Consider the following 25,657-nt stretch of genomic DNA (forward strand, 5'->3'; position numbering starts at 1 on the left):
CCCCCCCCCGAGTCTGCAAGGAAGCAACATGGGTGAACCCATCCTGCAAGCCCTCGAGCTGCAAAAGACCTATGGCCGGCGACGCGTCGTCGATGGGGTGAATCTGCACGTTGGCGAAGCCGAAATCGTGGGACTGCTGGGCCCCAACGGCGCCGGCAAATCGACCAGTTTCCGGATGATCTGCGGGATGGTCGAACCGGACCGCGGACGCGTGTTCTTGAGCGGTCAGGACGTGACCGATTGGCCGATGTTTCGCCGCGCTCGCGATGGCGCCATGGGCTACCTGCCTCAGGAACCCAGCGTCTTCCGCAAATTGACGGTCGAACAGAATATCTCCTCGCTGTTCGAACTGCTGGGACTGGGCCGCCGCGAACGCAAACAACGCACCGACCAGTTGTTGGAAGAGTTTAATATCACCCATATCCGCCGCAGCCGCGCGGCCGGATTGTCCGGAGGCGAACGCCGACGACTGGAGATCGCACGCTGCTTGGTCTCGGATCCGCGGATCGTCATGTTGGACGAGCCGTTTGCGGGGATCGATCCGGTGACCGTCCAGTCGATTCAGGGCGTGATCCATCAGCTGCGCGACGCCGGGATCGCGGTCCTGATCACCGACCACGCCGCCCGCGAGATCCTCGGCACGGTCGATCGCTGTTATGTGATCAGCAAGGGACAGGTGTTGATCGACGGCAGCCCCGAGGAAGTCAAGCGGCACCCCCAGGTGCGCAAAGAGTACCTGGGCGACATGGACGGCGCCGCCACGGTGGCGACCGGCAGCACAATCCCCGCTCCGCATCTGCAGACCGCGCCCGTCAGCGCTGGATCGCCACCTCCGGGTCCTTCGACGCAGGCTGGCGCAGCACGGCCTGGCGCAGCCCCGCGACGCCGCGTCACGGACGTCTGAGCATTCCGGCGAATCGCCTACAACCGCCTGCGCCCCGGGAGAGCGGCTATCATGTCACGAGACACCCATTCCCAACTCGTTGTACGTGAGACGTGCCCGTGCCGAAAGCTGTTCTCGTGCTGTTCGTCTCGTTGTCGGTCCTGCTGTCTGGTTCTGCTTTCGCGCAGTCCAGCCTCGACGCTCCGCCGCTGCCCGGCACCGAGCCGCTGACCGCCGACGGCGATCTCGCGGCTCAGATGGTTGCTGGCGCCGACGCGTTTCTGCTCCGCGAACTGGAACGCTCGGTCGCTCGCCGCGCGGAATACAGGAATCGTGATGAATCCAATCGCCAGCGGCTGGCTCACATCTTGGGCGTCCGCGATCCGCGGCTTTCCTTCGACGCTCTGGAACTGGTCGCGACGACGGCCCGGTCCCATGAGGTTGGCCAAGCAGCCGGCTACAAAATTTTCGCCGTACGCTGGCCGGTGATCCGCAACGTGCACGGCGAAGGCTTGTTGTTGGTCCCCGATGCACCGCCGGTGGCCAACGCGATCGCGATACCGGACGCCGATCAAACGCCCGAGATGATTTGTGGTCTCGAGCCGGGACTATCCCGCGAAAGCCAATTTGCCCGCCGGCTGGCTGAATCGGGCTGCCGGGTCTTGGTGCCCACGTTGATCAGCCGTGAGGTTCACCGCCGTGGCGGACGGGTCGACCTCACAAATCGCGAATACTTGTACCGCAGCGGGTTTGTCTTGGGACGCCATCTGATCGGCTTCGAGTTGCAAAAAATCCTGGCCGGCGTCGACTGGTATGAGCGAGAATCACAGGGTAATGCTGGACAAGAGGCTTCGGCGATCCCCACCGCGGTGGTCGGCTATGGCGAAGGCGGGATGTTGGCGTTGTACGCCGCGGCGCTGGACCCCCGCATCGACCGCACCTGCGTAGCCGGTTATTTCGGTCCACGCGAAACCCTTTGGCAACAGCCGATTTCTAGAAATGTCTTCGGACTGCTCGAGCGGTTCGGGGATGCGGAACTTGCCGCAATGGTTTTGCCGCGCAAACTGGTGCTTTCGATCGGACCCTATCCCAACGTTCAAATCAACGGTACGGGGGCCGCCCAGGCGCGGCTTGGCACGCCTAGCGCGCACGAGGTTCAAGGTGAACTGGAGCGATTGCGGGGCATCGTGGATGCGGAGAATCTGTCCGCGCTGGTCGTGTCGACCAACGATACAGAGAACACCACCCTGGTTTCGCAAGCGGCCTTGCAAAGCCTGCTGAACGACACGCCGCTTGCCAGCCATGGGGACGTCCGGCCGCTGGGGCTGGGCATCGACACGGCCGAGCGCCAGCGTCGACAGGTCCGCGAGATCGAACAGCACAACCAGTGGCTGCTGGGCGAGAGCCCTTACGTGCGTCAAGATTTCATGAACATCGGCCGGACGTCGCGGGACCACGCCGATGGCCGCAATCGACTGGACACCTCCTCCATCGAGGCCTACCAGAAATCGATCGAACCTTTTCGCGATACGTTTCGCGAAGAGATCATCGGCCACTTCGATCTGCAACCGCTGCCCTTCAACGCACGTTCGCGAAAGGTCTACGACGATGAAACCTGGGAGGGTTATGAAGTCGTGTTGGACGTCTTTCCCGACGTGTTCGCGTACGGGATTCTTTGTCTGCCAAAGGATCTGATGCCCGGCGAAAAACGTCCGGTCGTCGTCTGTCAGCACGGTTTGGAGGGGCGGCCACGGGACGTCGTGACGGGAGACCATCGAGCGTATCATGACTTTGCATCGAAGCTGGCCGAACGCGGCTACATCACCTTCGCGCCGCAGAACCTGTACATCGGCAAGGACAAGTTCCGCACGTTGCAGCGGAAAGCCAATCCGATCGGAAAGACATTGTTCTCGTTGATGGTTCCCCAGCATCAACAGATCGTGGATTGGCTTCAGACGCAGCCCTTTGTCGATGGCCAGCGGATCGCTTTCTATGGGCTTTCCTATGGCGGCAAGAGCGCCATGCGAATCCCGCCGCTGGTTCCGGATTATTGCCTCTCGATCTGTTCGGCCGACTTCAATGAATGGGTCGGCAAGAACGCCTCGACGCGGTCGCCCTACAGCTATGTCTGGACGGGCGAGTATGAGATTTTTGAGTTCGATCTTGGCAGTACCTTCAACTATGCGGAGATGGCTGCGTTGATCGCGCCGCGTCCATTTATGGTCGAACGAGGTCATTTCGATGGCGTCGGTTCCGACGAGGACGTGGCCTACGAGTTCGCCAAGGTCCGACATCTGTACGCCGCGCGACTGGACCTTCCGGAACGCTGCGAAATCGAGACCTTCGTCGGCCCCCACACCATCCACGGCCAAGGTACCTTCGAATTCCTGGACAAGCATTTAAAGCCGAACGGCGAGTAGCTTGCCGGCCGCTCGGTGAGGGCATGCGGCGGGCGCTTCAGCGACGAAAAGGGCCACCATTCGAAGTCTGGCGACTTCGTCTACGCGGGGCGTTGTGGGTCGTAGCGAGAGGATTTTGCGTTCTGGTGGCGAATCCGGGACCGCAAGGCTGACTTTTGCCTCTGCGGTGACCATAATTAGGGCGTGCGTTCCCTTCTGTTAGAGAGTTTCGATGAGCCAAGTTGCCTGTCCGCGTTGTGACGAAACCATCCGCGTCCCCGAAGCGATGCCGCCGGCCGACGCCTCAGCAAAATGCCCCTGGTGCCACGAGACCTTCTCTTTTGGCGAGCTGGAAAACCGCATGCCGCCGATGCTGCAGTGGGTCGACAGCGATGGCGAACCGATCCCCTACAGCGCCGGCGCCCTGGTCGGAAGCGCTGCCGGCACGTCCATGGGCACAGCCTACGAGGATCCTTCGGCTGCGGGAGCCTCCAGTCCGACGACGGACTCTGAATCCCTGGGCTGGTCGCCTGAACCGAGCCACGAGGAGGCGTCGGAACTGGGTGGTTTCCAGGCTTTTTCCGATTCCGAATCCGATTCCGATGCACCGGCCGAATTCAGCGCCCCGGCGGTGGGTGCCGCGGACGACGCGGCCGAGATCAACACGCTTGACCAATTGGACAGCGTCGGCCCGGCCCGTCGCGGCTTCGAGGCCCCCGCGATGCGTCCCCATCGACGCAGCCAAAAGTCCGCGTCGCCGCTGAAGACGATGATCCAGATGCTGCTGGGCGGCGCCGTGGCGATTCCGCTGACCGGCGTCATCCTCTACGCGATCCAAGCGATGGGCTGGAAAACCTTCGACTTTGGCTTCTATCCCTTCGACGGCACCGCCGGGGGTCCGCGAAGGACCGCCGCCGCACCGATGGACGTCGACCCGCCTACCCAACCCCAGCCATCGGACCCCGATGCCGCGGCGTCCCCACCTCGCGAACTGAACGACGGCGTAATGCCCTTTGCGGCCAACGGCTCCGAGCGGGAATTCGTGCCCCGCTCGCTGCCCGGCGACCCCGACCAAACCGTCCGAACCCCCGGCGACGCGCTCGATCAGGCCGCTTCGGCTTTTAACGCCGACGAACCGGCCGAAGACAGCGGCGAACCGGCGTTGGATGGCGGAGATCCGGAAATGGGCGACGGCGACCTGAGCGTCCTGGACGAGCAGCCCGCCGGTGACAGCACGGTGCCTCCGGTGGCCGACATGCCGGAAATGCCCGAAGTGGCGATCCCCGATGTCGGTGGCGATTTGGCTAGCCCCCTGGCCGGCGACGGCAGCGCCGATCCGGAGGCGGACGTGCCGACAGTCAGCGAGTTGCCCGCGCCGGGACCGGCCAGCCCGGCCGACGAGTCCGATGTGGATTCGCCCGAAATGGATTCACCTGACGCGGACGCCCCCGAAACGAACACGCCCGAAGCTGACTCGCCCGAGACCGACGCGCCCGAAACCGACACACCCGAAGCTGACGCGCCCGAAACCGACGCTACCGCGCCGGCCGGCGCCGATTCCCCGGCCGGGGCGTCAGCGGAAGTTTCGCAGGAGCTGCTGGACGCGATCGAGAAAGCGGAAACGCAGTCGGAGCAGCTGAACGCGGCGCTCTCGGCCAGCGACGACGCGTCCACTCGCCGGCGTCTGCTGGGGCAGTTCTATTACTCGCTGGCCGAAGTCGGCCAGGAAGGGCATCCGGCCGCCACGGCCGCGTACGAAGCTTTGTTCTCCCAGATGCGGGGCGCCGGTCATCTGGAGTTGATGTCTCAGTTCGGCAGCCGCTGGGTGGCCGAAGGGAATCTGGTCAAACAAGGGGTGTTCGCCTCCGGCACGCTGCAGCAGGACGGTGAGCAGGTGGTGTTGGTGATGCCGCCCTATAAATCCGAGACCATCACGGTGCCGATGGACGGCTGGCAGGCCAACCAGCTGGATCCCGAGGCGTGGCTGGGCAAGGATGTGTACGTGCTGGCCAAATTGGAAGGGCCGATCGGCGAGCGTCGCGGTACGATCCGTTATGTGGAAGCCCAGTGATGGCCGACGACGACACGCCTACCGACCCGCCCCCAGCTGCCAACGATGCGGCGGCGGGCGATGACACGCCGGCGAGCCCGACCGGCGAGGCCGACGCGGCAGGCGAGGCCTCGCTGCTGGGCTATCTGTTCTACGGACTGTCGCTGCCCGAGCGGACCGTCCGCAGCCTGTCGGCCGTCGCGGGCGGCCTGCTGAACGAAACCGCCGCACGTTTAATTCCCACGGCCTTTCGCAGCTCCAAGAGTTACGCCCTGTTTGTGCAGCAAGCCTTGGACATGGCGGTGCACGATTTCGGCGGCGTGCCCGCCCCAGAAAGAGCGACGGCCGCTGACGCCGCAGCCTCGCCGGCCAGCTCGCCGCAGGAGGTGGACCTGGCTCGTAAAGCGGTCGGCGGCATGCTGGACATCGCTAGCCTCTCGACGCTGCACCTCTCGCCGATGACCGTCCTGGCAGCGTTCAGCGATTTGGCCTACGGCTCCAGCCACTACCTGCGGGAGCTGAGCGCGGAACTGAAACGCCAAGGCGTGATCGATTCTGGCACCTCCATCGACCACGTTTCGGATCTGCTGGACGCCCTGCAGACGGCCAGCAATCAAGCGACCGATGCCCTGGACCAGCCGCCAATTAATCTCGACGGACTGCGGCAGACGATCGAACAGACGCGGCAGAGCATCCAGCAGGTGGATCCCACGCAATTGATCCCACAGGCGGAGATCGCGAGGTTGTGGGACGAGATGGAAACCGCCGCCCAGGAAGCCGAGGTGGGCATCCTGGACGTCAGCACGACGATGACCATGTTTGCCATGAACCGCGTGACGCTGGTTGGCAAAGGAGCGTTATCAAGTGTGACGGTGGCCGGAAACCTGCTGGATCAACACATCCTTCGCCACTACGTCGCGGGCCTGGCCGAGATCCGCAGCGCCGGCCTGTACGCGACCCTGAACCGCTCCAGCGAGCCGTACCTGGAAGCGGTCTGGAACAACTTCGGCGACCAGCGGGTGACCTGGACCGAAGATTTCTTGAGTGGCCGCATGGTCAACCGCGGCGTCGCCGGCCTACGAGGCTGGTGGGCCGGCGAATCGTCCGAGTCAAAGTAGCTCGGCAGGCCAAAGTAGCTCGGCAGCCCAGAGTAGCTCGGCTGTCCCAGCCGAAAACCAACCTCGCTCACGGCTGGGACAGCCGTGCTACTTTTCGCTTAACTTTCGGCGGAGCGAAAGGCGACGCTGATGCCCCGGTTATCCGACCGACTCTTTGGCGGCGGTGACCACGGCGTCGGTGGTGATGTTGAACTTGGAGTAGACCGCATCGAAGGGGCCCGAAGCGCCGTAACCCTTCATGCCCACGAAGCGACCTTCGAATCCGAGGTAGCGGTCCCAGCTCTGCCGGATTCCCGCTTCGACGGCCACGCGGGCGGTGCACGCCGGGGGCAGCACCGCGTTGCGGTACGCTTCGTCTTGCTGTTCGAACAATTCATGGCAAGGCATGCTGACGACGCGTGCTTTGACGCCGTCGGCGGTCAGACGCTCGTAGGCTTCGACGCACAGCGACAGTTCGCTGCCGGTGCCCATCAGGATCACGTCGGGTTGGCCTTCGCAATCGGCCAGCACATAACCGCCTTTGGCACAGCCGTCGGCGGCGGCGTATTTGTCGCGGCACAGGGTGGCCATGTTTTGACGCGACAGGACGAACGCCGAGGGCTGGTCGCTGATCTGCATCGCCGCGCGATAACAAGCGGCCACTTCGTTGGCGTCGCCGGGCCGGAAGACGTTCAACCCCGGGATCGCTCGGCACGCCGAGAGGTGTTCGACCGGTTGGTGCGTGGGACCGTCTTCACCGACGCCGATCGAATCGTGCGTCAACACGTACCACACCGGTTGGTGCATGATCGCGCTGAGCCGCATCGAGGCTCGCATGTAATCGGTAAAGACGAAGAAGGTCGCGCCGTAGGCCCGCAGCCCCGACAGCGACAAACCGTTGCAGACGGCCGCCATGGCATGCTCGCGGATGCCGAAGTGCAGGTTCCGGCCGCCGGGGTTGCCGGGCAGGAAATGACCGGCGTCTTCGAAGTTCAGCAGCGTCTTGGTGCTCGGCGCGAGGTCGGCCGAACCGCCGATCATGAACGGGACCTTGGCCGCGATCGCGTTCAGCACTTTGCCGCTGCTGTTTCGCGTCGCGTCGCCCTTCTCGCTGGCTTCGAACGTGGGGATCTCGCTGTCCCAGCCCTCGGGCAATTCACCGGCGAACATCGTCTTCAGTTCCGCAGCCTTGTCGGCGTGGTCCTGTTGGTACTGCGACCAAACCTGTTTCCAATCCGCCGACGCGGCCGCACCGCGTTTGCCGATGTTGTCGTCGAAGTGTTCGCGGACGCCTTCGGGAACGAAGAACTTTTCGTTTTCCGGCAAGCCATAGCTGGCCTTGGCCAGGGCGACTTCGTCCCAGCCCAGGGGAGCCCCGTGGGCGCCGTGGGTGTTCTGTTTGTTGGGGGCGCCGTAGCCGATGATGCTGCGGACAACGATCAACGTGGGCCGGTCGTCGCAGGCTTTGAACTGCTGGAGGGCTTCGCCCAGTTTGGCGGTGTCGTTGGCGTCATCGACGTGCACGACGTTCCAGCCCAACCCTTCGAAACGGCGGCCGACGTCTTCGCTGAACGCCAGGTCCGTGTCGCCTTCGATCGTGATGTTGTTGTCGTCGTACAACCAGCACAGGTTCGACAGTTTCAGGTGCCCGGCCATCGAAGCGGCTTCGCTGGAGATGCCTTCCATCAAGTCGCCGTCGCTGCACAGCGAGTACACGTCGTAATCGAACAGGGTGTGCGAGTCGGTGTTGTAGCGAGCGGCCAACCACTTCGACGCCATGGCCATCCCGACGCTGTTGGCCACGCCCTGACCCAGCGGACCGGTCGTGGTCTCGATGCCGGCGGCGAAACCGTATTCGGGGTGACCGGCACAGGGGCTGTCGATCTGGCGGAACTTGCGGATGTCGTCCAGCGACACGGCGGGCTTGTCGGTGGGCTTGCCCTCGGCGTCGGTCGCTTTGACGCCGATCAGGTGCAGGACCGAATACAACAGCATCGAAGCGTGCCCGCAGGACAACACGAAACGGTCGCGGTTGGGCCACTGCGGGTCGGCCGGATCGTAGCGCATCGCGTCGTTGAACACCTGGTAAGCCACCGGCGCGAGGGCCATCGGTGTGCCGGGGTGCCCGCTGTTGGCCGTTTGCACGGCGTCCATGCTGAGGGAACGGATCGTATCAATAGCGGCTTTTTCGATATCAGTCGCGACAGACATTGCAGTACCACACAGTAAGAAGGGTTATTTATTCGCCCAAAGCGTACGCGGAAATGGCCGTAAAGCAAAGCCGGGGTACATTCGCCAACCCCACCCCCTGCCACTCAGCCGAGCGGATCCGACAGGTCGTCCAGCCCCAGCGAATCGACCGGCGTCTCCAGGCTGGGGCCTTGGCCGGAATCGTCGCGCGGGGCCGCGGGGCTGGGCAAGGGACGCTCGGTGGGCCGCACATGAATCCGGCCGCCATCGACGCTGATCACCTCGATGACCGTGCCCTTGTCGACGGCCACCCCCGTGCTGACCGCATCCAACCGGCGGCCGTCGATCTCGACCATTCCACTGGGCAGCAGATCGGTTTTAGCAATGCCCACTCGGTTCAGGTAGTCCTGGTACTGCGAACGCCGCTCGGCGACCACCGGCGTGCCCAGAATACCTCGGCCAATCGAGGTGCGGGGCCACAATCGAATCATGATCGCGAACGCCATCGGCACCAACACCATGCCCACCAACAACGTGGCCAGGCCCATCGTCGCGCTGTGCAGAAACGCAATCACCACCGCCGCAATCAACGCCGCTGCGGCGCATAGCCCAATCACGCCGCCGCTGGGAACAAAAAACTCCAGGGCGAACAGCACCAGAAACAGAAACACCAGCAAAATGACGTACAGCATGCTGGCGTCAAGCTTACCGCACTACGGAGGGCGCCCACCAGTGGTCCAGCCGCTGGCGCAGCGCCCGCACCCGCTCGGGATGTTGCTCGGCCAGATTCTGCTGCTCGTGCGGGTCCCGGCTCAAATCATACAGCTCGACCGGCTCGTCCAGCCGCGGCACGGGATCGATCAGTTTCCAGTCGCCTTCGATCACCCAGCGATAACGCAAGCTGGGCGCCGGATCGTCCATGTGCACGATGTCGTGCTCGAGGATTTCCCCAAAGATCGCATCCCGCCGGGCCAGCGCCGCCGAATCCCGCAGGTCCACGCCGGGCAGGGCCGCGTCGGCGGGCAATCCCACGGCGGCCAACGCCGTGGGAACCAGGTCGATACTGGAAACCAAGGTCTCCTTGTCCATCCGCGGTTCGATCTTGCCGGGCCAACGGACCATGATCGGCGTGCGGATCCCGCCCTCGTGCGGACTGCGTTTGCTGCGCGGCGCGTAACGGCTGGCGTCGCGGCGATTGATCCAGCCATTGTCGGTCACGTACATCACGATCGTGTTCTCGGCCAAGCCGCGTTCGTCCAGGGCATCCAGGACGTCGCCGCAAGTCTCGTCGAACCATTCACACATCGCCCAGTATTTGGCGACCGGAAGCGAATCGGTGCGCTGCGAGTATTTGTCCAGCAGACGCTGGGGCGGGTTGTGAGGCGTGTGCGGCAAGAAGGGGGCGTACCAGATGAAAAACGGTTTGTCCTCGGCCTCCGACAGGTCCAGAAACTCCTCGATTGGCGCGATCCCCTCGCGGCCAATCTTCAGCCCTAGGTCACCGTGCCGGCCACCTCGAGTGCGGTCGCCATGGGTCATGCCGTGCGTGAATCCGCCGCGGCGATAGTTTCCCTCCCACCATTTACCAGTCTGCAGGCTCAGGTAATCCAGCGACGCCAACCGGTCGGGCAACGTTTCGACGGCATCGATGTGCTTGAGGTACTCCAGCCGCCGAGCCAGGTAGGCCGGATCGGCGAAGCGTGCTCGCCCGGTCAATTTCGGATTGGGATGCGGCGGGTCGTTGCCGACGATGCCGTGCTGGTGCGGATACAGGCCGCTGATGATCGTCACCAACGAGGGCCGGCACAGGCTGTCCGGCACGTAGCCACGCGTGAACGTCAGACTCTGCCGAGCCAACGCATCCAGTCGCGGCGTTTCAATCGCCTCGTGGCCCATAAAGGAATAGTCTCCCCAGGCTTGATCGTCGCTGATCAACATCACCACATTCGGCGCCTTGTCAGACGATTTGTCCGCGGCCGCGGCATCCTCGGGACCCTGGGCCGCACCGGAAAGACTCAGGCCAGGGATCGATAGGATGGGAACGATCAACCAACCCAGGATTCGCGAAGCGTTCGCGAGGCAAAGCGTGCTCTTCATGAAAGCGATCTCCTCAAAGTCGACCGCTCAGGCGCCAAAAGCGCATAAAAGAGCCCCCTCGGGTGGGGCAGGTACTCGAGGGGGCTCACAACTCCAGTCGCGATCGGGGCAGTGAACGCGACTGGATGAGTGGTCATTGTAACAGGGGGGCAAGCGATGGAAAGAGGCGAAATGACTTTTTTGGAAACAAATTTCGAAAATTCGAAATCCGACCATGCCATTCGCCCCGTTGATCGGCGTCAGCATAAACACCGCAAACCCCCGTGGCAAGCAAAAGCTAGCTCGAGTTCTATCGGCGTGCTAGCCCCTCTGCACAAAGAATTCGATATGCGTCAAAGTAACCGATATAACTTGTCTGTTCCGCCCGCATCGATCGATACATCATGGCTGAGAAATCGAATACTTCGGAAAGCTCTGGTTCGGCGTCCGAGCAACCCGACGAATTGATCCGCTCGGACTTTTCGCTGTTGATCGTCGACAACGATCCGGCGCATGCGCGGGCGATGACCGAGAGTCTCGAACGCGTGGGCTACCGCTGTACGGTGGCGACCAGCGGTCCGGAGGGGGCTCGATTGATCGAGCGTGAGACCTTCGACGTGGTGGTCACCGACATGGTGATGAACGACGTCGACGGCATGAAAATCCTGGCCCTGGCGCGACAGCGCTTGCCGGATTCGGAAGTCGTCCTGGTCACCGGCCATGCCACCGTGCCGGCGGCGGTCGAAGCGATGCAGGAGGGTGCGTTCACGTTTCTGGAGAAACCGATCACGCCCCAGCGCTTGCGGGCGGTGACCGAGAAAGCCGTCTCGGCGGTCCAGCTGAAACGGCAGAACACCGAACTTCGCCAGCGTTTGGATGAACGCTTCGGATTCGAAGGCATTATCTACGCCAGTCAGGAGATGCACCGCGTCATCGACCGCTTGAAGCGGATCGCGCCCACCGATGCAACCGTGTTGATCACCGGCGAGAGTGGCACGGGCAAGGAGATGATTGCCCAGGCGATTCATCAAAACAGTCCGCGACGCAACAAACGCATCGTCGAGCTGAACACCCGGGCGGTTTCGGAAAACCTGGTCGAGAGTGAGTTGTTCGGCCACGTCAAAGGCGCTTTTACCGACGCCGTGGGCGATCGCGTGGGGGCTTTTGAATACGCCAACGGCGGTTCGTTGTTTCTGGACGAAGTCGGCGATATGCCGATGAGCACGCAGATCAAATTGCTGAGGGTCCTGGAAGAGCACGAAATCACTCGCGTCGGCGACAACAAACCGATCAAGGTCAACGTGCGATTGATCAGTGCCACGAACCGCCCACTGGAGGAGATGGTCGAAGCCGGTACGTTCCGAAACGACCTGTATTTCCGCATCAAAGTGGTCACGGTCACGCTGCCCCCGCTGCGCGATCGCCGCGACGACATCATTCCGTTGATGGATCATTTTCGCAAACAGTTTCTCAAGCGGCACGGCAAACCGGCGGCGCATTTCACGCCCGACGTGACCAAGCGTTTCTTTGCCTACGATTGGCCGGGCAATGTTCGCCAGCTGCGCAATTTCGTGGAAACCATGGTCGTGCTGGACAACGACGCGAGCCTGGGCGTGGAGGACTTGCCGCCGGAGCTGTACGAGGGCGTCGAGGAGGAGGAACCCCAGGCCGCCATCGCCGCCGGGCCCACGAGCCTGCTGGGCCGGCCGCTGGCGGAAATCGAACGCTGGGCGATCGAAGAAACCTTGCGAATGACCAACGGCAACCGCGAGGAAGCCGCCAATATGTTAAAGATCGGGGCCCGCACCCTGTACCGCCGCTTGGATCACTACAAGAACCAAGACGAGAAGGCCGCCGGCGAAAACACCGAACCGTAGCGACGTGTCGGAGTGGCCCTGGAACTGACAAAAGAGGTTTTTCCGGCAATGATTGCCTTTCCCAAACCCTACAATTAGGATTCAGCGTAGGTTCAATCGCGACACACTCAAAAACTTTTCGGGGGACCACCCACCATGTTCCGGGCTATCTTGTTTAGCGTCACAGCCAGCGTTCTGCTGGCAACTTCCGCCGTGGCCCAGACCAATGTGCTGGCCGAAATGTATGGACGCGGTGTCCACAGCTACTACGCGGGCAACTACATCGATGCCCACAAATACCTGTCGATGGCGATCGACAACGGAACCAAGGATCCTCGCGCCTACTTCTTCCGCGGCCTGGTGCTGGATTCGACCGGACGACAATACGAAGCGGAAGCCGACTTCCGCGAGGGGGCTCGCCTGGAGACGCTGGGCGCACTGAGCAGCCTGGTCAATCAATCGCTGTCGCGCGTCCAGGGACACCGCCGCTTGGAGATCGAAGCGATCCGCCAACAGGTCCGCCTGGAACAGCAGGCCAACGCCAACGCTCGGGCGCGGGCTCGCTATGAAGAAGCGGCCGACGCCGAGTCTCGCGTGCTCCGCAATCCGCCCGCCGCCCGAGCCGGTGGAGCGACGCCGCCGGCCACGCCGCCGGTCGTCGACGATGCCCGAGCCAATCCGTTTACCAACGACGACCCGCTGGCCGCCGGCGAGCCGGAAGTCGAAAAATCCGATGCCCTGGGCGACCCCTTTGCCGATCCCGCCGAAGAACCGGCCGCCGGCACGGCTCCAGCCGACGCCGCCGATATGTTCGGCCAACCGCCCGCTGGTAACGATCCCGTTGGTGCCGGAGCTGCCGAAGCGGCGCCGGCTGACGACGCCGGAGCCGATCCGTTCGGTGCCGGAGCGATGGATGCGGCCGAACCGGCCGACGCCGGCGCCGATCCCTTCGGCGCGGCCCAGCCCGCTCCCGCCGACGCCGGTGCCGATGCCGCCGGCGCTGATCCGTTCGGTGCCGGAGCGATGGATGCGGCCGAACCGGCCGACGCCGGCGCCGATCCCTTCGGCGCGGCCCAGCCCGCTCCCGCTGACGCTGGTGCTGATGCCGCTGGTGCTGATGCCGCTGGTGCCGATCCGTTCGGTGCCGGAGCGATGGATGCGGCCGAACCGGCCGACGCCGGCGCCGATCCGTTCGGCGCGGCCCAGCCCGCTCCCGCCGACGCCGCTCCCGCCGACGCTGGTGCTGATCCGTTCGGTGCCGGAGCGATGGATGCGGCGGAACCGGCCGACGCCGGCGCCGATCCCTTTGGTGCGGCCCAGCCCGCTCCCGGTGACGCTGGTGCCGCCGACGCTGGTGCTGATCCGTTCGGTGCCGGAGCGATGGATGCGGCCGAACCGGCCGACGCCGGCGCCGATCCCTTCGGCGCGGCCCAGCCCGCTCCCGCCGACGCTGGTGCCGATGCCGCTGGTGCCGACCCGTTCGGTGCCGGAGCGATGGATGCGGCCGAACCGGCTGACGCCGGCGCCGATCCCTTTGGTGCAGCCGAACCAGCGGCCGAACCCGCACCGGCGGCCGACGCGACTTCGGACCCCTTCGCCGACGATGCAGCTCCTGCCGACGATGCAGCGGAAGCGCCCGCCGATGCTGATCCGTTTGCCGACGATGCCATGGATGACGCCGCCGACGCCGAAGACGATCCGTTCAACTAGGCAGCTCGGCGAGCGAAGACTGCTGAAACAGAAGCAAGGCGACCCGGCATCGGGTCGCCTTTTTTAAGCACGTCGGCATGAATCTTTCGGTGAAACCCCGCGACAACACCCTCCCGCGCAGCGGGAGGGTAAAGCCGAATCAAATGTTGCGACGTGCTTAGAAAACTCCTGCGGCGACCGCCCGGCGGCTCGGCCGCTTATTTCTCGGCCATCTCTTTGGCACGCCAACGCAGGAAGGCATCGAGAAAGCCCTGCAGCTCGTTGCCGGCGATCACGGCTTCGAAGTTCCCCACGTAGTGACCGGTGCGGGCGTCCTTGACGCGTTGGTCGGGGTGCAGGAAGTAGTTGCGGATCTGCGAGCCGAACCCGGTGCTGGCCTTGTTGGCGTATTTGCTGGCCTGTTCGGCTTCGCGTTTAACTTCCTCGATCCGCGCCATCTTGGCCCGCAGCATCTTCCAGGCGGTGGCCCGGTTTTGATGTTGGCTGCGTTCGTTCTGGCACTGCACGACGGTATTGGTCGGGATGTGCGTAAGGCGGATCGCGCTATCGGTCTTGTTGACGTGCTGGCCGCCGGCGCCGCCGGCGCGATAACGGTCTTCGCGAACGTCCTTTTCCTGGATATCGACCTCGATCGAATCGTCCAGTTCGGGTGAGACATCGACGGCCGCAAAGCTGGTTTGGCGTTTGCCTTCACTGTTGAAAGGACTGATCCGCACCAAGCGGTGAATGCCCTCTTCGCCCTTGAGATAACCGTAGGCCATGGGCCCGCGGATCGCGATCGTGGCGTGATTGATGCCGGCTTCCTCGTTGTCCTGACGGTCGAGCAATTCGATTTTATATTCGTGCGCGACGGCCCAAGCCGAATACATCCGCAGCATCATATCGGCCCAGTCGTTGGCGTCGGTCCCGCCATCGCGAGCGTTGATCGTCAACAAGGCGCTGGCCGAATCGTTGGGTCCGTTCAGCAGGGCTTTCAGTTCCAGCTCGTCCAGCACCGACTCCAGCCGCTCGATTTCCGCGCGGACTTCGGCGGCCATCTCGGGGTCCTCGTCGGCCATCTCCATCAGCGCATCGAGGTCTTCGGCCGCCGCGAGCACGTCGCTCATCGGATCGACGATACCCTTCAACTGCTTCAGCGAGGCGACCGTTTGCTGAGCCGATTCACTGTTGTCCCAGAACCCGGCCTCGGACATCTGCATTTCGATGTCTTTGATTTTCTGCGTTTTGGCAGCGTAGTCAAAGACTGTCTCGTAGTTGGACCAGGCGCTCGCGAATCGCGTCACTACGGTGGGTCAGATCGGCTTCCATGGGGGGCTCGACACCAGCGGTTTGAGAGAACGGGTTTCTTTTCTGAGGTTGCAGTGTCACTATAACGATAGGTAGCCAATTTCAACAGCCAGCCCTGCGGGATAACGTCCCCCGGGCACAGCGACCGACAAGGACAACGAGCAAGCGTGGCACGAATCGTACTGGCGATGAGCGGTGGAGTGGACAGCAGCGCGGCGGCACATCTGTTGTGTCAGGCCGGGCACGAGGTGATCGGTGTGTTCATGCGGCACGGCGAAGAGTCCAGTGAGGTGTGCCGTGTCGAAGGCGAGGGTGGCGGCGAGGGTAACGGTGGCGGCCTGCCGGTGGTCCAGCGCGCGGGCCACCGGCAGGGGTGTTGTACGGCCAGCGATGCGGCCGACGCTCGCCGCGTGGCGGATCGGCTGGGCATCCCGTTTTACGCCCTGAACCTGCAGAAGGATTTCCGCCGCATCGTCGATTATTTTGTCGACGACTACACCCGCGGCCGCACGCCCAATCCCTGCGTGCAGTGCAACAACTGGATCAAGTTCGGCCGTTTGTTCGATTACGCCGATGGCGTCGACGCGGACTTTGTCGCCACCGGTCACTACGCGCGGCTGGAGGCGGACGAGTCGGGCGGATCACCGCGGCTGCTGCGCGGGATCGACAGCGGCAAGGACCAGTCGTACGTGTTGTACGGCATCCGCCGCGACCGCCTGCAGCGGATGCTGTTGCCGGTGGGCGGCTACACCAAGCCGCAGATCCGGCAACTGGCCGGCGAGATCGGGCTGTCGGTGGCGACGAAGAAGGACAGCCAGGAAATCTGCTTTGTCACCAGCGGCCACCACAGCGACTTCGTGCGCGCCCGCCGCGGCCCCGACGCGCCTTCGACCGCTGGGGAATTCGTCGATCTGGAAGGCCGCGTCGTCGGTCGGCATCGCGGTTACGAAGCCTTTACGATCGGCCAGCGAAAAGGACTGGGCATCGCCCTGGGCGAGCCGCACTTTGTGGTGCGGATCGATCCTGAGTCTCGTCGCGTGGTGCTGGGCCGGCGCGAGGATCTCCGCTGCAGCGGCCTTGTCGCCTGTGACAGCAACTGGTTGGTCGACCCGCCGGCGCCCGGCACGGCGCTGCCCTGCAGCGTGCAGATCCGTTACAACAGCCCGCCCAAACCGGCAACGGTTCGCACCGAGAGCGCCACCGGTGACGTGTTCCACGTCACGTTCGACCAGCCCGAGGAGGGCGTCGCTCCCGGGCAGGCGGCCGTGGTCTATGAGGGCGACCGCGTCCTGGGCGGAGGCTGGATCGAATCGGCCGTCCCATAGCGGCTTTCCGCTTTAGGCCTGCTTGGCGCCGGCCTGGCCGGCTTCGATGACAAATGTGGCTTTGGTTTCGATCGGCGAGTCGGGTTTGTCGACAAACGGTGTGGCGCGAAAGTGCGTCGTCCAAGTGGCGGGCGTCAGCTCGCAGGAGACGTATCCGCGGTTGGAATTGTACCAGCGTACGAAATCGTTCTGCGCCGCGGCGCGTTCGTACTCGGCAATCACGTTGCCACCGTTACCGCCCGAGGTCATCGACGTACCGACCAGCTCGGTGCCGACCAACGGCGAGTTCGGATCCTGGAAATCCAGCTGCAGGTCGTTGACCCAGTTGACATGGATGTCGCCGGTCAACACGACCGGGTTGGGAATCCGCCGCTCGTGGAAGAATCGTAGCAGCCGCCGACGGCTGATCTCGTAACCGGGCCACTGATCCATGCTGTAGCGCCGGTCGTCGCCTTCGCCGCGGTTCAGCGGCGCCATCATCACCTGCTGGGCCAGCACGTTCCACGTCGCCTGGGATTGCAGCAGGCTGCGCATCAGCCAGTGCTCTTGAGCTTCGCCAAGCATCGTGGCCCGGTGGTCCAAGGCTTTGCCGGTCATCGGTTTCTGGTGGTCACCGTTGGGCTGGTCGGTGCGGTACTGCCGCGTGTCGAGCACATGAAAGTTGGCCAGTGAACCGTACTGGCAGCCCCGATAAAGTTTCATGTGCGGCCCCTGGGGAAAGGAGCTTCGCCGCAGCGGCATGAATTCGTAGTACGCTTGATAAGCGTTCATGCGGCGAGCCAGAAACGCTTCGGGCGAAATACCGTCTTCTTCGGAAACCAGGTTGGCATAGTTGTTGTCGAATTCGTGGTCGTCCCAGGTGACCAACCAGGGAAACCGCCGGTGGGTTTCCTGCAGCGCGGGGTCCAGTCGGTACTGGGCGTAGCGAGTGCGGTAATCATCCAACGAATTCAGTTCGCCGCCGAGATGCTTTCGCGGCCGATTGTCGATTCCGCCGTATTCGTAAATATAGTCTCCCAGGTGGACGACCAGATCGAGGTCTTCCTGCTGCATGTGGGGATAACCGTTGAAGTATCCCGTCTCGTAGTGTTGGCAGGAGGTGAATGCGAATCGAACCAGGTCCGGCGTTTGGTTTGCCGCCGGCGCGGTGCGGGTACGGCCCACCGGACTGGTCTCGTTGCCGGCGTGGAAGCGATAGAAGTACCAGCGATGGGGCTGCAGGCCATCGACTTCCACATGCACCGAGTGGCCCAGCTGGGGCATGGCCAGAGCCTCGCCGCTGCGGACGACATCGGCGAAGGCTTCGTCCGTGGCGACTTCCCAGCGAGTTCGTACGGGGACCGGCGGCAGCCCGCCACCGGCCAGCGGATCGGTGGCCAGCCGCGTCCAGATCACGACCCCGTCGGCCAGCGGGTCGCCCGAGGCGACGCCCAGTGTAAACGGGTTGCCGTCGAACGAAGGGTTGTCGACAACCTGTCCTTCGGCACGCAGGGCCATGGTGGGAATCGCCGAGACCATGGCCATGTAGCCCAGAAACTCGCGTCGCTGGATGCCATAGGCGCGTCGAGAGGTCGCGTCGGATTTCATGGTGTCAAAGCCTGCGGTGTCGAACTAGTGAAAACGGGCCGCGTCGACTATTCGTGCAGCGGCAAGAGCTGCACGGCATCGACGATCACATATCCGTCGGTATCAACGTTGGAGATGGTCACCGTGACGGGGCCGGGCTGCCAGTGTACTTCAGCCAGCGTGGTAAACCCATCAGCCGCCGGGGCGGTGCGTTGGTTCACGCTGTAACGCGTCGTCTCGCCTCCGGCTTGGACCGTGACCGGGACGTTGGTGGCCCGATTGGAATGTTTGGAATAGGAGACGCGCACGGCGTAGCGTCCGGCTTTGGTGATCTTGCCGGTGAACGCCGCCGAAAGATCGCCCTTGGCCGCGTTGCCATCGTGCAGGTATCCGAGCCCCACGAAGGGTCCGACGGCGTGTCCCGTCGACCACGGGCCGGTGGTTTCGGCGCTGGTGTTGTCGACCACGATGCCCTTCAAACTGGCCGCGGGGATTCCCTGTGCGGGAAGCATCTCGTCGCTGCGCTGGAGTACTTGGGAATCGGCCAACAGCCGGGTGCGCAGCGTGTCGTAAGAGATCGCGTGTAGGGGCCGTCGACTGTTGATGGATTGCATGGCGGCCGTGGCGGCGGACTGGCCCAGCACCATGAACACGGGTTCCATACGAATCGATCCGAAAGCGATGTGCGAAGCGCTCAGCGAGACCGGCACCAACAGATTGGAACACTCCTGCGGCTTGGGCAGCAGCGAGCGGTAGGAGATCGGATAGGGCGGAAAGCCGCCGACCTGAACGTCGCCTTCGTTGCGCACGTGGCCGGCCCCGTCGACGTATCGCTGGACGTTGTGGGAATCCATCGTGTAGGCGGCCATCCCCACCGAATCGTCCACCGTCTGACGGCCTTGGCAGTGGTGCTGGGTCATGACCAAATCGCCCACCAACCGTCGAGCTTCGCGGATATAGAGTTGTTGTTGCCAGCCGTCGGCTCGTTCGAATTCGTCCTTGCACGTGCCCCAGCGACTGACGATGCGGCGCGTCGCTTCGGGCACGCGTGGATGATTGGCCATCGTCCAGAACAGTCCCTGGATGTAGGAACGATGACGTTGGACAATGCGTTCCCGCTGGTCATAGCTGGCTTCGGGGTAGGCATAGTTCTGGCCGATGAAGTCGGTCGACACGCCGGTCCGGTTGTTGGTGTCGGTCTTGCGATTGGGCATCTTGGAATTGATGACGGGAAACCCGGTCTGCCCGGCTTCGAAATTCCGCAGCAACAACTCGTACATCAGCGGATCGTAGTCCGCCGGTTTCGCAAACGGGATCCGGTTCTCGGGGTGATCCGTCAGACAAGCTCGAAAACAGTATGCCTGCACACGGTGGTCGCCGGCCCCTTCGGTGCCGGGACCCTCCGGATCGATGCCCGGCAGCAGGCCGCTGCTGGGGTCGCCCTTGCGGACGTAGGGATCGACGCCGGGCATGAACTGGTGATGGATCGCCCGCTGGGTCTGGACGCCATTGAGGGTTTCGTCATAGGTCGCGTTGGCTTCGCGGCCGACCGTGTAGGAGACACCGGCGGTTGCAAACAGGTCGCCTTCGTAGGTGGCATCGATAAAGCGGCGGCCATGGTAGACCTGGCCGGTTTCCATGCGGATCGAGCGGATGGTGGTGCCTTCCATGTGGATGCCGTCACCGACTTCGCCACTGCGGCGGCTGCCGCTGCGATCGAGTCGCTGTTCGTAGACGATCGGCACCTCGTGCTGGTCGGCCATGTTCTGCAGGACCGTCAATGCGGCCGAGGGCTCGAAGGTCCACTGCGTGGTTTCGCCATCGACGGTTCTGGATTGTCCGCCGCTGCGATACTGGTCGGGGCTTTGCCATTTCCAGTTTTCTGGTTGTTGGTAGTACTGGGCGATGCCCTGGTAGAACTCGCGAGCGATCCCGCCGATGGCCGCTTTGTTGCCGATGTCGGTTTGTCCCAGCCCACCGGTGGTCAAGCCGCCGATCCGCCGCGAGGGTTCGATCACCACGACCGACCCACCCATGCGTTTGACCTGGATGGCGGCTGCGATCCCGCCGGCCGTGCCGCCGTAGACCACCACGTCGTACACCTTGGGATCCGCCGCGCTCGCGTTCGCGCTGCCCGCAATCGCCGCGAGCCCACACCCCATCCACACCGCCAGCCATCTGCACGCACTCACCACCGCATTCCAGTTTCGCATACCACTACCAAGAAAGGGAAAGACGTCGCCGCGATCAAGCCGACTCTTCGGCGGCGACAACCGAAGTCTGCGGGGCAAGCCTAAGCCGGCGAATGACCGGATTCAATACCCGCGGATCGTTTCCCCCGTGTTGGCTGCCCCGCAAACGCTCGATTCGCTGCGCGGTCCGCAAACGACTATACTGGCTGGCCCGCCCCTGGCTCCTCTCGCTCCACCTGAATCGCTATGCGAACCGCCCTTGCCCCGGATGCTGGTGCCTCGGCACGACTGGCCGTCCCCGCGTTGCTGTTCGCCCTGGCCAGTTTGTGCTGGGCGGCTGGGGGGCGAGCGGATGATGCCCAGGGCGTCGACTTCCAGCGTCAGATCGTACCGCTGTTGGTCTCGCACTGTTTGGAGTGCCACGGCCAATCCGATCCCGCAGGCGATCTGTCGCTTTCTCGGCAAGCGACCGCGCAACGCGGCGGTGTCAGCGGTCCAGCGGTGGTGGCCGGGGATCCGGAGGCCAGCGAACTGTGGCAGATGGTTGCCAGCGACCAGATGCCGCCGGAGGAGCCTCTGGCGGCGGCTGAAAAACAACTGCTGCGACGCTGGATCGAACAGGGGGCCCCCTGGAGCGCCGGGACGATCGATCCGTTCGCCTCCAGCACCGAACACCGAGCCGGCCGGGATTGGTGGTCACTGCAGCCGTTGCGATCGGTGTCCCCGCCAGAGCTGTCCCCGTCAGAAGAAACCGCGACTGACCAATTGGCCGCCCGGCAGAATCGGCTCCGCAATCCCATCGATCACTTTGTCTTGGCGGCTCGCCGACGCCAGGGGATCGCGGGGCCCCTGTTGCCGTCGGCCGAGCCCCGCGATCTGGTTCGCCGGCTGTACTTCGATCTGCTTGGGTTACCGCCTGCACCAGAAGCGGTTGCGAAGTTTGCCGCCGACCCGTCCGAGGTGGCTTATCGCCGTCTGGTCGATCGCTTGCTGGCCTCGCCCCAGTACGGCCAGCGTTGGGCTCGGCACTGGTTGGACGTGGTTCGTTTTGGCGAAAGCGATGGCTTCGAACGCAACCAACCCCGCGATCACGCTTGGCCTTACCGGGACTGGGTGATCGATGCATTCAACCGCGACATGCCCTACGACCAGTTCGTTCGCTGGCAGCTTGTGGGCGATCAAATGGATTCGGGCTGGGAGGGTGCCGCGGCCACTGGATTTTGGGTCGCCGGCGTTCATAACACCGTCGTTGGCGGCAGCCCCCGCATGCGCAAGCTCGCCCGACAGGACGAAGTCGAGGACGTGCTGGGAACGGTCGGACAAACCTTCTTGGGAATGACCATCAATTGCGCCCGCTGTCACGACCACAAGTTTGATCCCATTACCCAGCAGGAATACTACCAGTTGGCGTCGGCCGTCTCAGGCCTTGGCTTTGGCCAACGCGTGATCCCCGTCCCCGTGGTTCAGCAGCGCTTGCAGCGGATCGGCGACGAGCGACAGGCGGCGAGTGCGGCGGTGGCCCGGATCGATGCGGCCGCGCGGGCCAAGCTGGCCGCACAAGCAACCGATGCGGCCGTCATGCCGACTTCGCACCTCGCGCCCATCGCCGCCTGGGAATTCGACGACGATCTGCGCGACGCGGTCGGCGGCTTGCACGGTCGAGCTCACGGAGACGTACGGTTTGACGATGGGGCCCTGGTCCTCGACGGCACAAACTATGTCGACACGCCTCCCCTGGCCGTGCCCATCGAAGTCAAGACGTTCGAGGTTTGGCTCCGCCTGGACAATCTTCAGCAGCGCGGCGGCGCGGCGATTTCGCTGGCGACCCTCGACCGCGTCATTTTTGATGCGGTTGTGTTTGGCGAACAACAACCCGGCCACTGGATGGCCGGCAGCAACCGATTTGTACGCACCGGATCGTTCGCAGGAAGTGAGGAAACGGTCGCCGACGGGCAACCGGTTCATATTGCGATCGTGTACGACGACGACGGAACCATTCACGCTTATCGCAACGGCATTCGCTACGGGCACGCGGTACGCAAAGCACCGCTGCAGCGATACCAAGCGAACCAATCCGAGGTCGTGTTTGGACTGCGTCACAAACCGGCCGCCCAGGGGCGGTTCCTCGCCGGCAAACTTTATCGAGCGGCTTTGTACGACCGGGCCCTTACGACCGAGCAGGTCGCTGATTTGGCCGCCCGGCCTCCGGCCTACGTTTCCGCCGAGCAGATCTCCGCTGTGCTGACGGCTGAACAGCGTCGCGAGCGAGCAACGCAGGTCGCCCGCTTGCAACAGTTGCAACAGCAACAGGACCGCCTGCAGCCGGCCGCCACTCGCCAGGTCTACACCTTGGTTCCTGGCAAAGGCGAACAGACGCACGTATTGCTGCGTGGCGACCCGGACAACGTGGGCCCGTTGGTTGCGCCGGCGGGGATCGCGGCGCTGTGTCCGGACAAGGCCGATTTCGGCCTGCAGCCCGACGCCGGTGAAGCACAGCGGCGCCGAAAACTGGCCGACTGGATCACGGCGGAAGACAACCCGCTGTTTGCTCGTGTGATGGTCAATCGGCTGTGGCACTACCACTTCGGAACCGGGATCGTCGACACGCCCAACGACTTCGGATTCGGAGGCGGACGTCCGAGCCATGCCGAGTTATTGGATTATCTTGCCCACCGTTTTCGTGAGGCGGGCTACCGGCTGAAACCGCTACATCGCCAGATCGTCACGTCCCAGACCTATCGTCAGACAACCCGAATCGCCGACACCTCGTTTGATCGGTCCGTTCGCCCACAGGACGCCGACAATCGCTTGCTGTGGCGGGGACCGGTGCGGAGGCTGGAAGCGGAAACGATTCGGGACGCTTTGTTGAGCGTCGCGGGCCAATTGAACCGTGCGGCGGGAGGCCCCAGTTTCCGCGACGTTTCGGTTACCTATCTGAATGGCACGACCTACTACGAACCGATCGATGCGGTGGGCGGCGACGTTTTTCGGCGTACGGTTTATCGATTCAATCCGCGCGGCGGACGCAGCGCGTTGCTCGACACGTTTGATTGCCCCGATCCGGCAGCCTCCGCGCCGCGCCGTGCCGTGACCACCACGCCGCTGCAAGCCCTCAGCTTGTTGAACAACGTTTTGGTGCTGCGGATGACCGATGCCTTCGCCGCTCGACTTCGTCGCGAGGCGGGGGCGGACGTGTCCGCCCAAATCGATCGCGCCTGGCAACTGGCTATCGCTCGCAGCCCCTCGCCCGCGGAACAGCAACTGTCCCGGCGGCTCGTCGAACAACACGGCTTGGAAGCGCTGTGCCGTGGCCTTTTCAACCTGAATGAATTTGTGGTGATCCAGTGACCAGTCCTGATCCTCTCGAGACGCGGGAACTGACCCGGCGTGGTTGGTTTGACTGGGCCGCTCGCGGGCTCGGTGCCACGGCGCTACTGCAGTTGTTGTGCGATCCGGCGCAGGCGACCAACACCGGCGACGCGATCCCTCACTTTCCCGCCAAAGCCTCGCGTGCGATCCATATCTGCTTGGTCGGCGGCTTGAGCCATCTGGACTCCTTCGACTACAAGCCTGAACTGAAGCGGTTCCATGGCAAATCGCTGGAGACGGACGAACAGGTCGACCTGTTCTTTGGCAAGATGGGCCTGCTCCGCAAGGAGGACTGGGCGTTTCATCCACGCGGCGAAAGCGGGTTAATGGTTTCGGAGATGTTTCCGCACATCGCTCGGTGTGCCGACGAACTGACCGTCATCCGTTCGATGCATTCCGCCTCGGCCAACCACACCCCTGCCCTGTTCCTGGCGAACAGCGGCTTCGAATTCAACGGCTTTCCCTCGATGGGCAGCTGGATCTCTTATGGGCTGGGCAGCGAGAACGATTCGCTGCCGACCTACGTCGTGATGAACGACGCTCGCGGCGCCCCCAACACGGGCGCCAGTACGTGGAGCAGTGCCTTCCTGCCCTCATCCAACCAGGGCGTCGTGCTGGGAGCAGCCGAGCGGCCGGTGCGCGACCTGTTCCCGGCCTTCGCCGATCGCCGCGCCGGCGACCAGGCGGTGCTGGATTTCATCCAACAGGTCAATCGCCAAGCCCTGGATGCGGACCCGGACAATCGCTTCATGCAGTCGCGAATGAAGAGCTATGAATTGGCCGCGCGGATGCAGTTGGCGGTTCCCGAAGTCGCTCGGATCGATGGTGAATCGGCCGCGACCATGGCCGAATACGGCATCGACAATCCGGTCACTACCGATATGGCGCGGCGCTGCCTGCTGGGGCGGCGATTGCTGCAACGCGGCGTGCGCTTCGTGCAGCTGTTCTCCGGCGGCCCCGTCGCGGGCAATCCTCGCAGCAGTTGGGACGCGCACGAGAACGTCAAGCAGAACCATACGGTCGAAGCGGCGAGGATCGACCAACCGGTCGCGGCGCTGCTGAAGGATCTGAAACAACGTGGCATGTTGGAAGACACGTTGGTCCTGTTCACCACCGAATTCGGTCGTACACCGTTTGCCCAGTCCGCCGCCACCGAAGTGGGGCCGGGCCGAGACCACAACCGGTACGGGTTCAGTTGTTGGATGGCCGGCGCGGGACTGCGACCCGGCACCACCTATGGCAGCACCGACGAACTGGGCTGGAAAGCGGTCGAGCATCCCGTGGCTTGGCATGACCTGCACGCCACCATCCTGCACCTGTTCGGCATCGACCACACGCGTTTGACGCACTATCACAACGGCATCCAACGCCGCTTGACCAACGTCCACGGACACGTTTTAAGAGACATCCTAGCCTGATGCGATGCGAAGCCACCTGGCAGGCGGATGCGATTCTCGTACTCGATTCGCCGGGTTGTTGGCGAACCCAAACCGCATCGAATCGAGCAGGTGTCTGCACCCCAGACTCGCGCCTGGGGCTACCACATGTCGCCACTGGCGTGGCTGTTCTACACAGGCTGGAAGCCTATGCCACAGAGTAGCTCGGCTGTCCCAGCCGAGAGCAAACTGGTTTCACAGGCTGGAAGCCTATGCCACAG

The 25,657-nt window shown here is 63.6% G+C and carries 15 protein-coding genes; 9 read left to right on the top strand and 6 right to left on the bottom strand.

Features of this window, described 5'->3' with window-relative positions; all coding sequences use genetic code 11:
* Positions 1–28 precede the first annotated feature (28 nt).
* From lptB to GE027_RS16945, 4 genes are all read left to right on the top strand, one after another.
* Positions 29–904 carry an LPS export ABC transporter ATP-binding protein gene (gene lptB, locus GE027_RS16930; protein WP_153558403.1) on the top strand — a complete coding sequence of 292 codons (876 nt, stop codon included), beginning with the start codon at positions 29–31 and terminating at the stop codon, positions 902–904.
* 98 nt (positions 905–1,002) lie between these two features.
* Positions 1,003–3,303, top strand: coding sequence for an alpha/beta hydrolase family protein (locus GE027_RS16935; protein ID WP_237607604.1), 2,301 nt, complete (start codon positions 1,003–1,005; stop codon positions 3,301–3,303).
* A gap of 211 nt (positions 3,304–3,514) precedes the next feature.
* Positions 3,515–5,353, top strand: coding sequence for a hypothetical protein (locus GE027_RS16940; RefSeq protein ID WP_153558404.1), 1,839 nt, complete (start codon positions 3,515–3,517; stop codon positions 5,351–5,353).
* On the top strand, positions 5,353–6,450 hold the full coding sequence (locus GE027_RS16945) for a hypothetical protein (protein ID WP_153558405.1): 1,098 nt from the start codon (positions 5,353–5,355) through the stop codon (positions 6,448–6,450). Before GE027_RS16940 ends, GE027_RS16945 begins: the two co-directional genes overlap by 1 nt.
* A gap of 138 nt (positions 6,451–6,588) precedes the next feature.
* Here the strand turns inward: GE027_RS16945 and tkt are convergent, their stop codons facing one another.
* The 3 genes from tkt to GE027_RS16960 form a co-directional block, all read right to left on the bottom strand.
* Positions 6,589–8,640: a transketolase gene (gene tkt, locus GE027_RS16950; RefSeq protein ID WP_153558406.1), complete on the bottom strand. Its 2,052-nt coding sequence runs from the start codon at positions 8,638–8,640 to the stop codon at positions 6,589–6,591.
* Between the two features lie 104 nt (positions 8,641–8,744).
* Positions 8,745–9,311, bottom strand: a complete 567-nt coding sequence (locus tag GE027_RS16955) for an NfeD family protein (RefSeq protein WP_153558407.1) — start codon at positions 9,309–9,311, stop codon at positions 8,745–8,747.
* A gap of 13 nt (positions 9,312–9,324) precedes the next feature.
* The gene (locus GE027_RS16960; RefSeq protein ID WP_237607605.1) at positions 9,325–10,557 is read right to left on the bottom strand and encodes a sulfatase family protein; all 1,233 of its coding nucleotides are present in this window, start codon (positions 10,555–10,557) and stop codon (positions 9,325–9,327) included.
* Positions 10,558–11,099: 542 nt separating this feature from the next.
* On the opposite strand from GE027_RS16960, the gene GE027_RS16965 reads away from it, so the two are divergent.
* Positions 11,100–12,572: a sigma-54-dependent transcriptional regulator gene (locus GE027_RS16965; RefSeq protein WP_153558409.1), complete on the top strand. Its 1,473-nt coding sequence runs from the start codon at positions 11,100–11,102 to the stop codon at positions 12,570–12,572.
* 192 nt (positions 12,573–12,764) lie between these two features.
* A complete protein-coding gene (locus GE027_RS16970) occupies positions 12,765–14,261 on the top strand; it encodes a hypothetical protein (protein ID WP_153558410.1) in 1,497 nt (498 codons plus the stop codon).
* 197 nt (positions 14,262–14,458) lie between these two features.
* On the opposite strand, the gene prfB is transcribed toward GE027_RS16970, so the two are convergent.
* A protein-coding gene (prfB, locus tag GE027_RS16975) for a peptide chain release factor 2 (protein WP_390621606.1) occupies positions 14,459–15,569 on the bottom strand; the annotation gives its coding sequence in 2 pieces (ribosomal slippage) (positions 14,459–15,499 and positions 15,501–15,569; 1,110 coding nt in all).
* Positions 15,570–15,715: 146 nt separating this feature from the next.
* Between prfB and mnmA the strand changes: the two genes are divergently transcribed.
* Positions 15,716–16,873, top strand: coding sequence for a tRNA 2-thiouridine(34) synthase MnmA (gene mnmA, locus GE027_RS16980; RefSeq protein WP_153558412.1), 1,158 nt, complete (start codon positions 15,716–15,718; stop codon positions 16,871–16,873).
* 12 nt (positions 16,874–16,885) lie between these two features.
* Here the strand turns inward: mnmA and GE027_RS16985 are convergent, their stop codons facing one another.
* Together GE027_RS16985 and GE027_RS16990 are read right to left on the bottom strand one after the other, a co-directional pair.
* Complete coding sequence (locus GE027_RS16985) at positions 16,886–18,460, bottom strand: alkaline phosphatase D family protein (protein WP_153558413.1); 1,575 nt, start codon at positions 18,458–18,460, stop codon at positions 16,886–16,888.
* 47 nt (positions 18,461–18,507) lie between these two features.
* Complete coding sequence (locus GE027_RS16990; RefSeq protein ID WP_153558416.1) at positions 18,508–20,601, bottom strand: FAD-dependent oxidoreductase; 2,094 nt, start codon at positions 20,599–20,601, stop codon at positions 18,508–18,510.
* 276 nt (positions 20,602–20,877) lie between these two features.
* Here GE027_RS16990 and GE027_RS16995 point away from each other — a divergent pair, with 276 nt between their 5' ends.
* Together GE027_RS16995 and GE027_RS17000 are read left to right on the top strand one after the other, a co-directional pair.
* Positions 20,878–23,979 (top strand): DUF1553 domain-containing protein, encoded by a 3,102-nt coding sequence (locus GE027_RS16995; RefSeq protein ID WP_153558414.1) that lies wholly within the window; start codon positions 20,878–20,880, stop codon positions 23,977–23,979.
* Positions 23,976–25,418, top strand: coding sequence for a DUF1501 domain-containing protein (locus GE027_RS17000; RefSeq protein WP_202617446.1), 1,443 nt, complete (start codon positions 23,976–23,978; stop codon positions 25,416–25,418). The genes GE027_RS16995 and GE027_RS17000 overlap by 4 nt, the downstream gene beginning before the upstream one ends.
* Positions 25,419–25,657: the final 239 nt, after the last annotated feature.

The organism is Roseimaritima sediminicola (assembly GCF_009618275.1).
GTDB classification, from domain to species: domain Bacteria; phylum Planctomycetota; class Planctomycetia; order Pirellulales; family Pirellulaceae; genus Roseimaritima; species Roseimaritima sediminicola.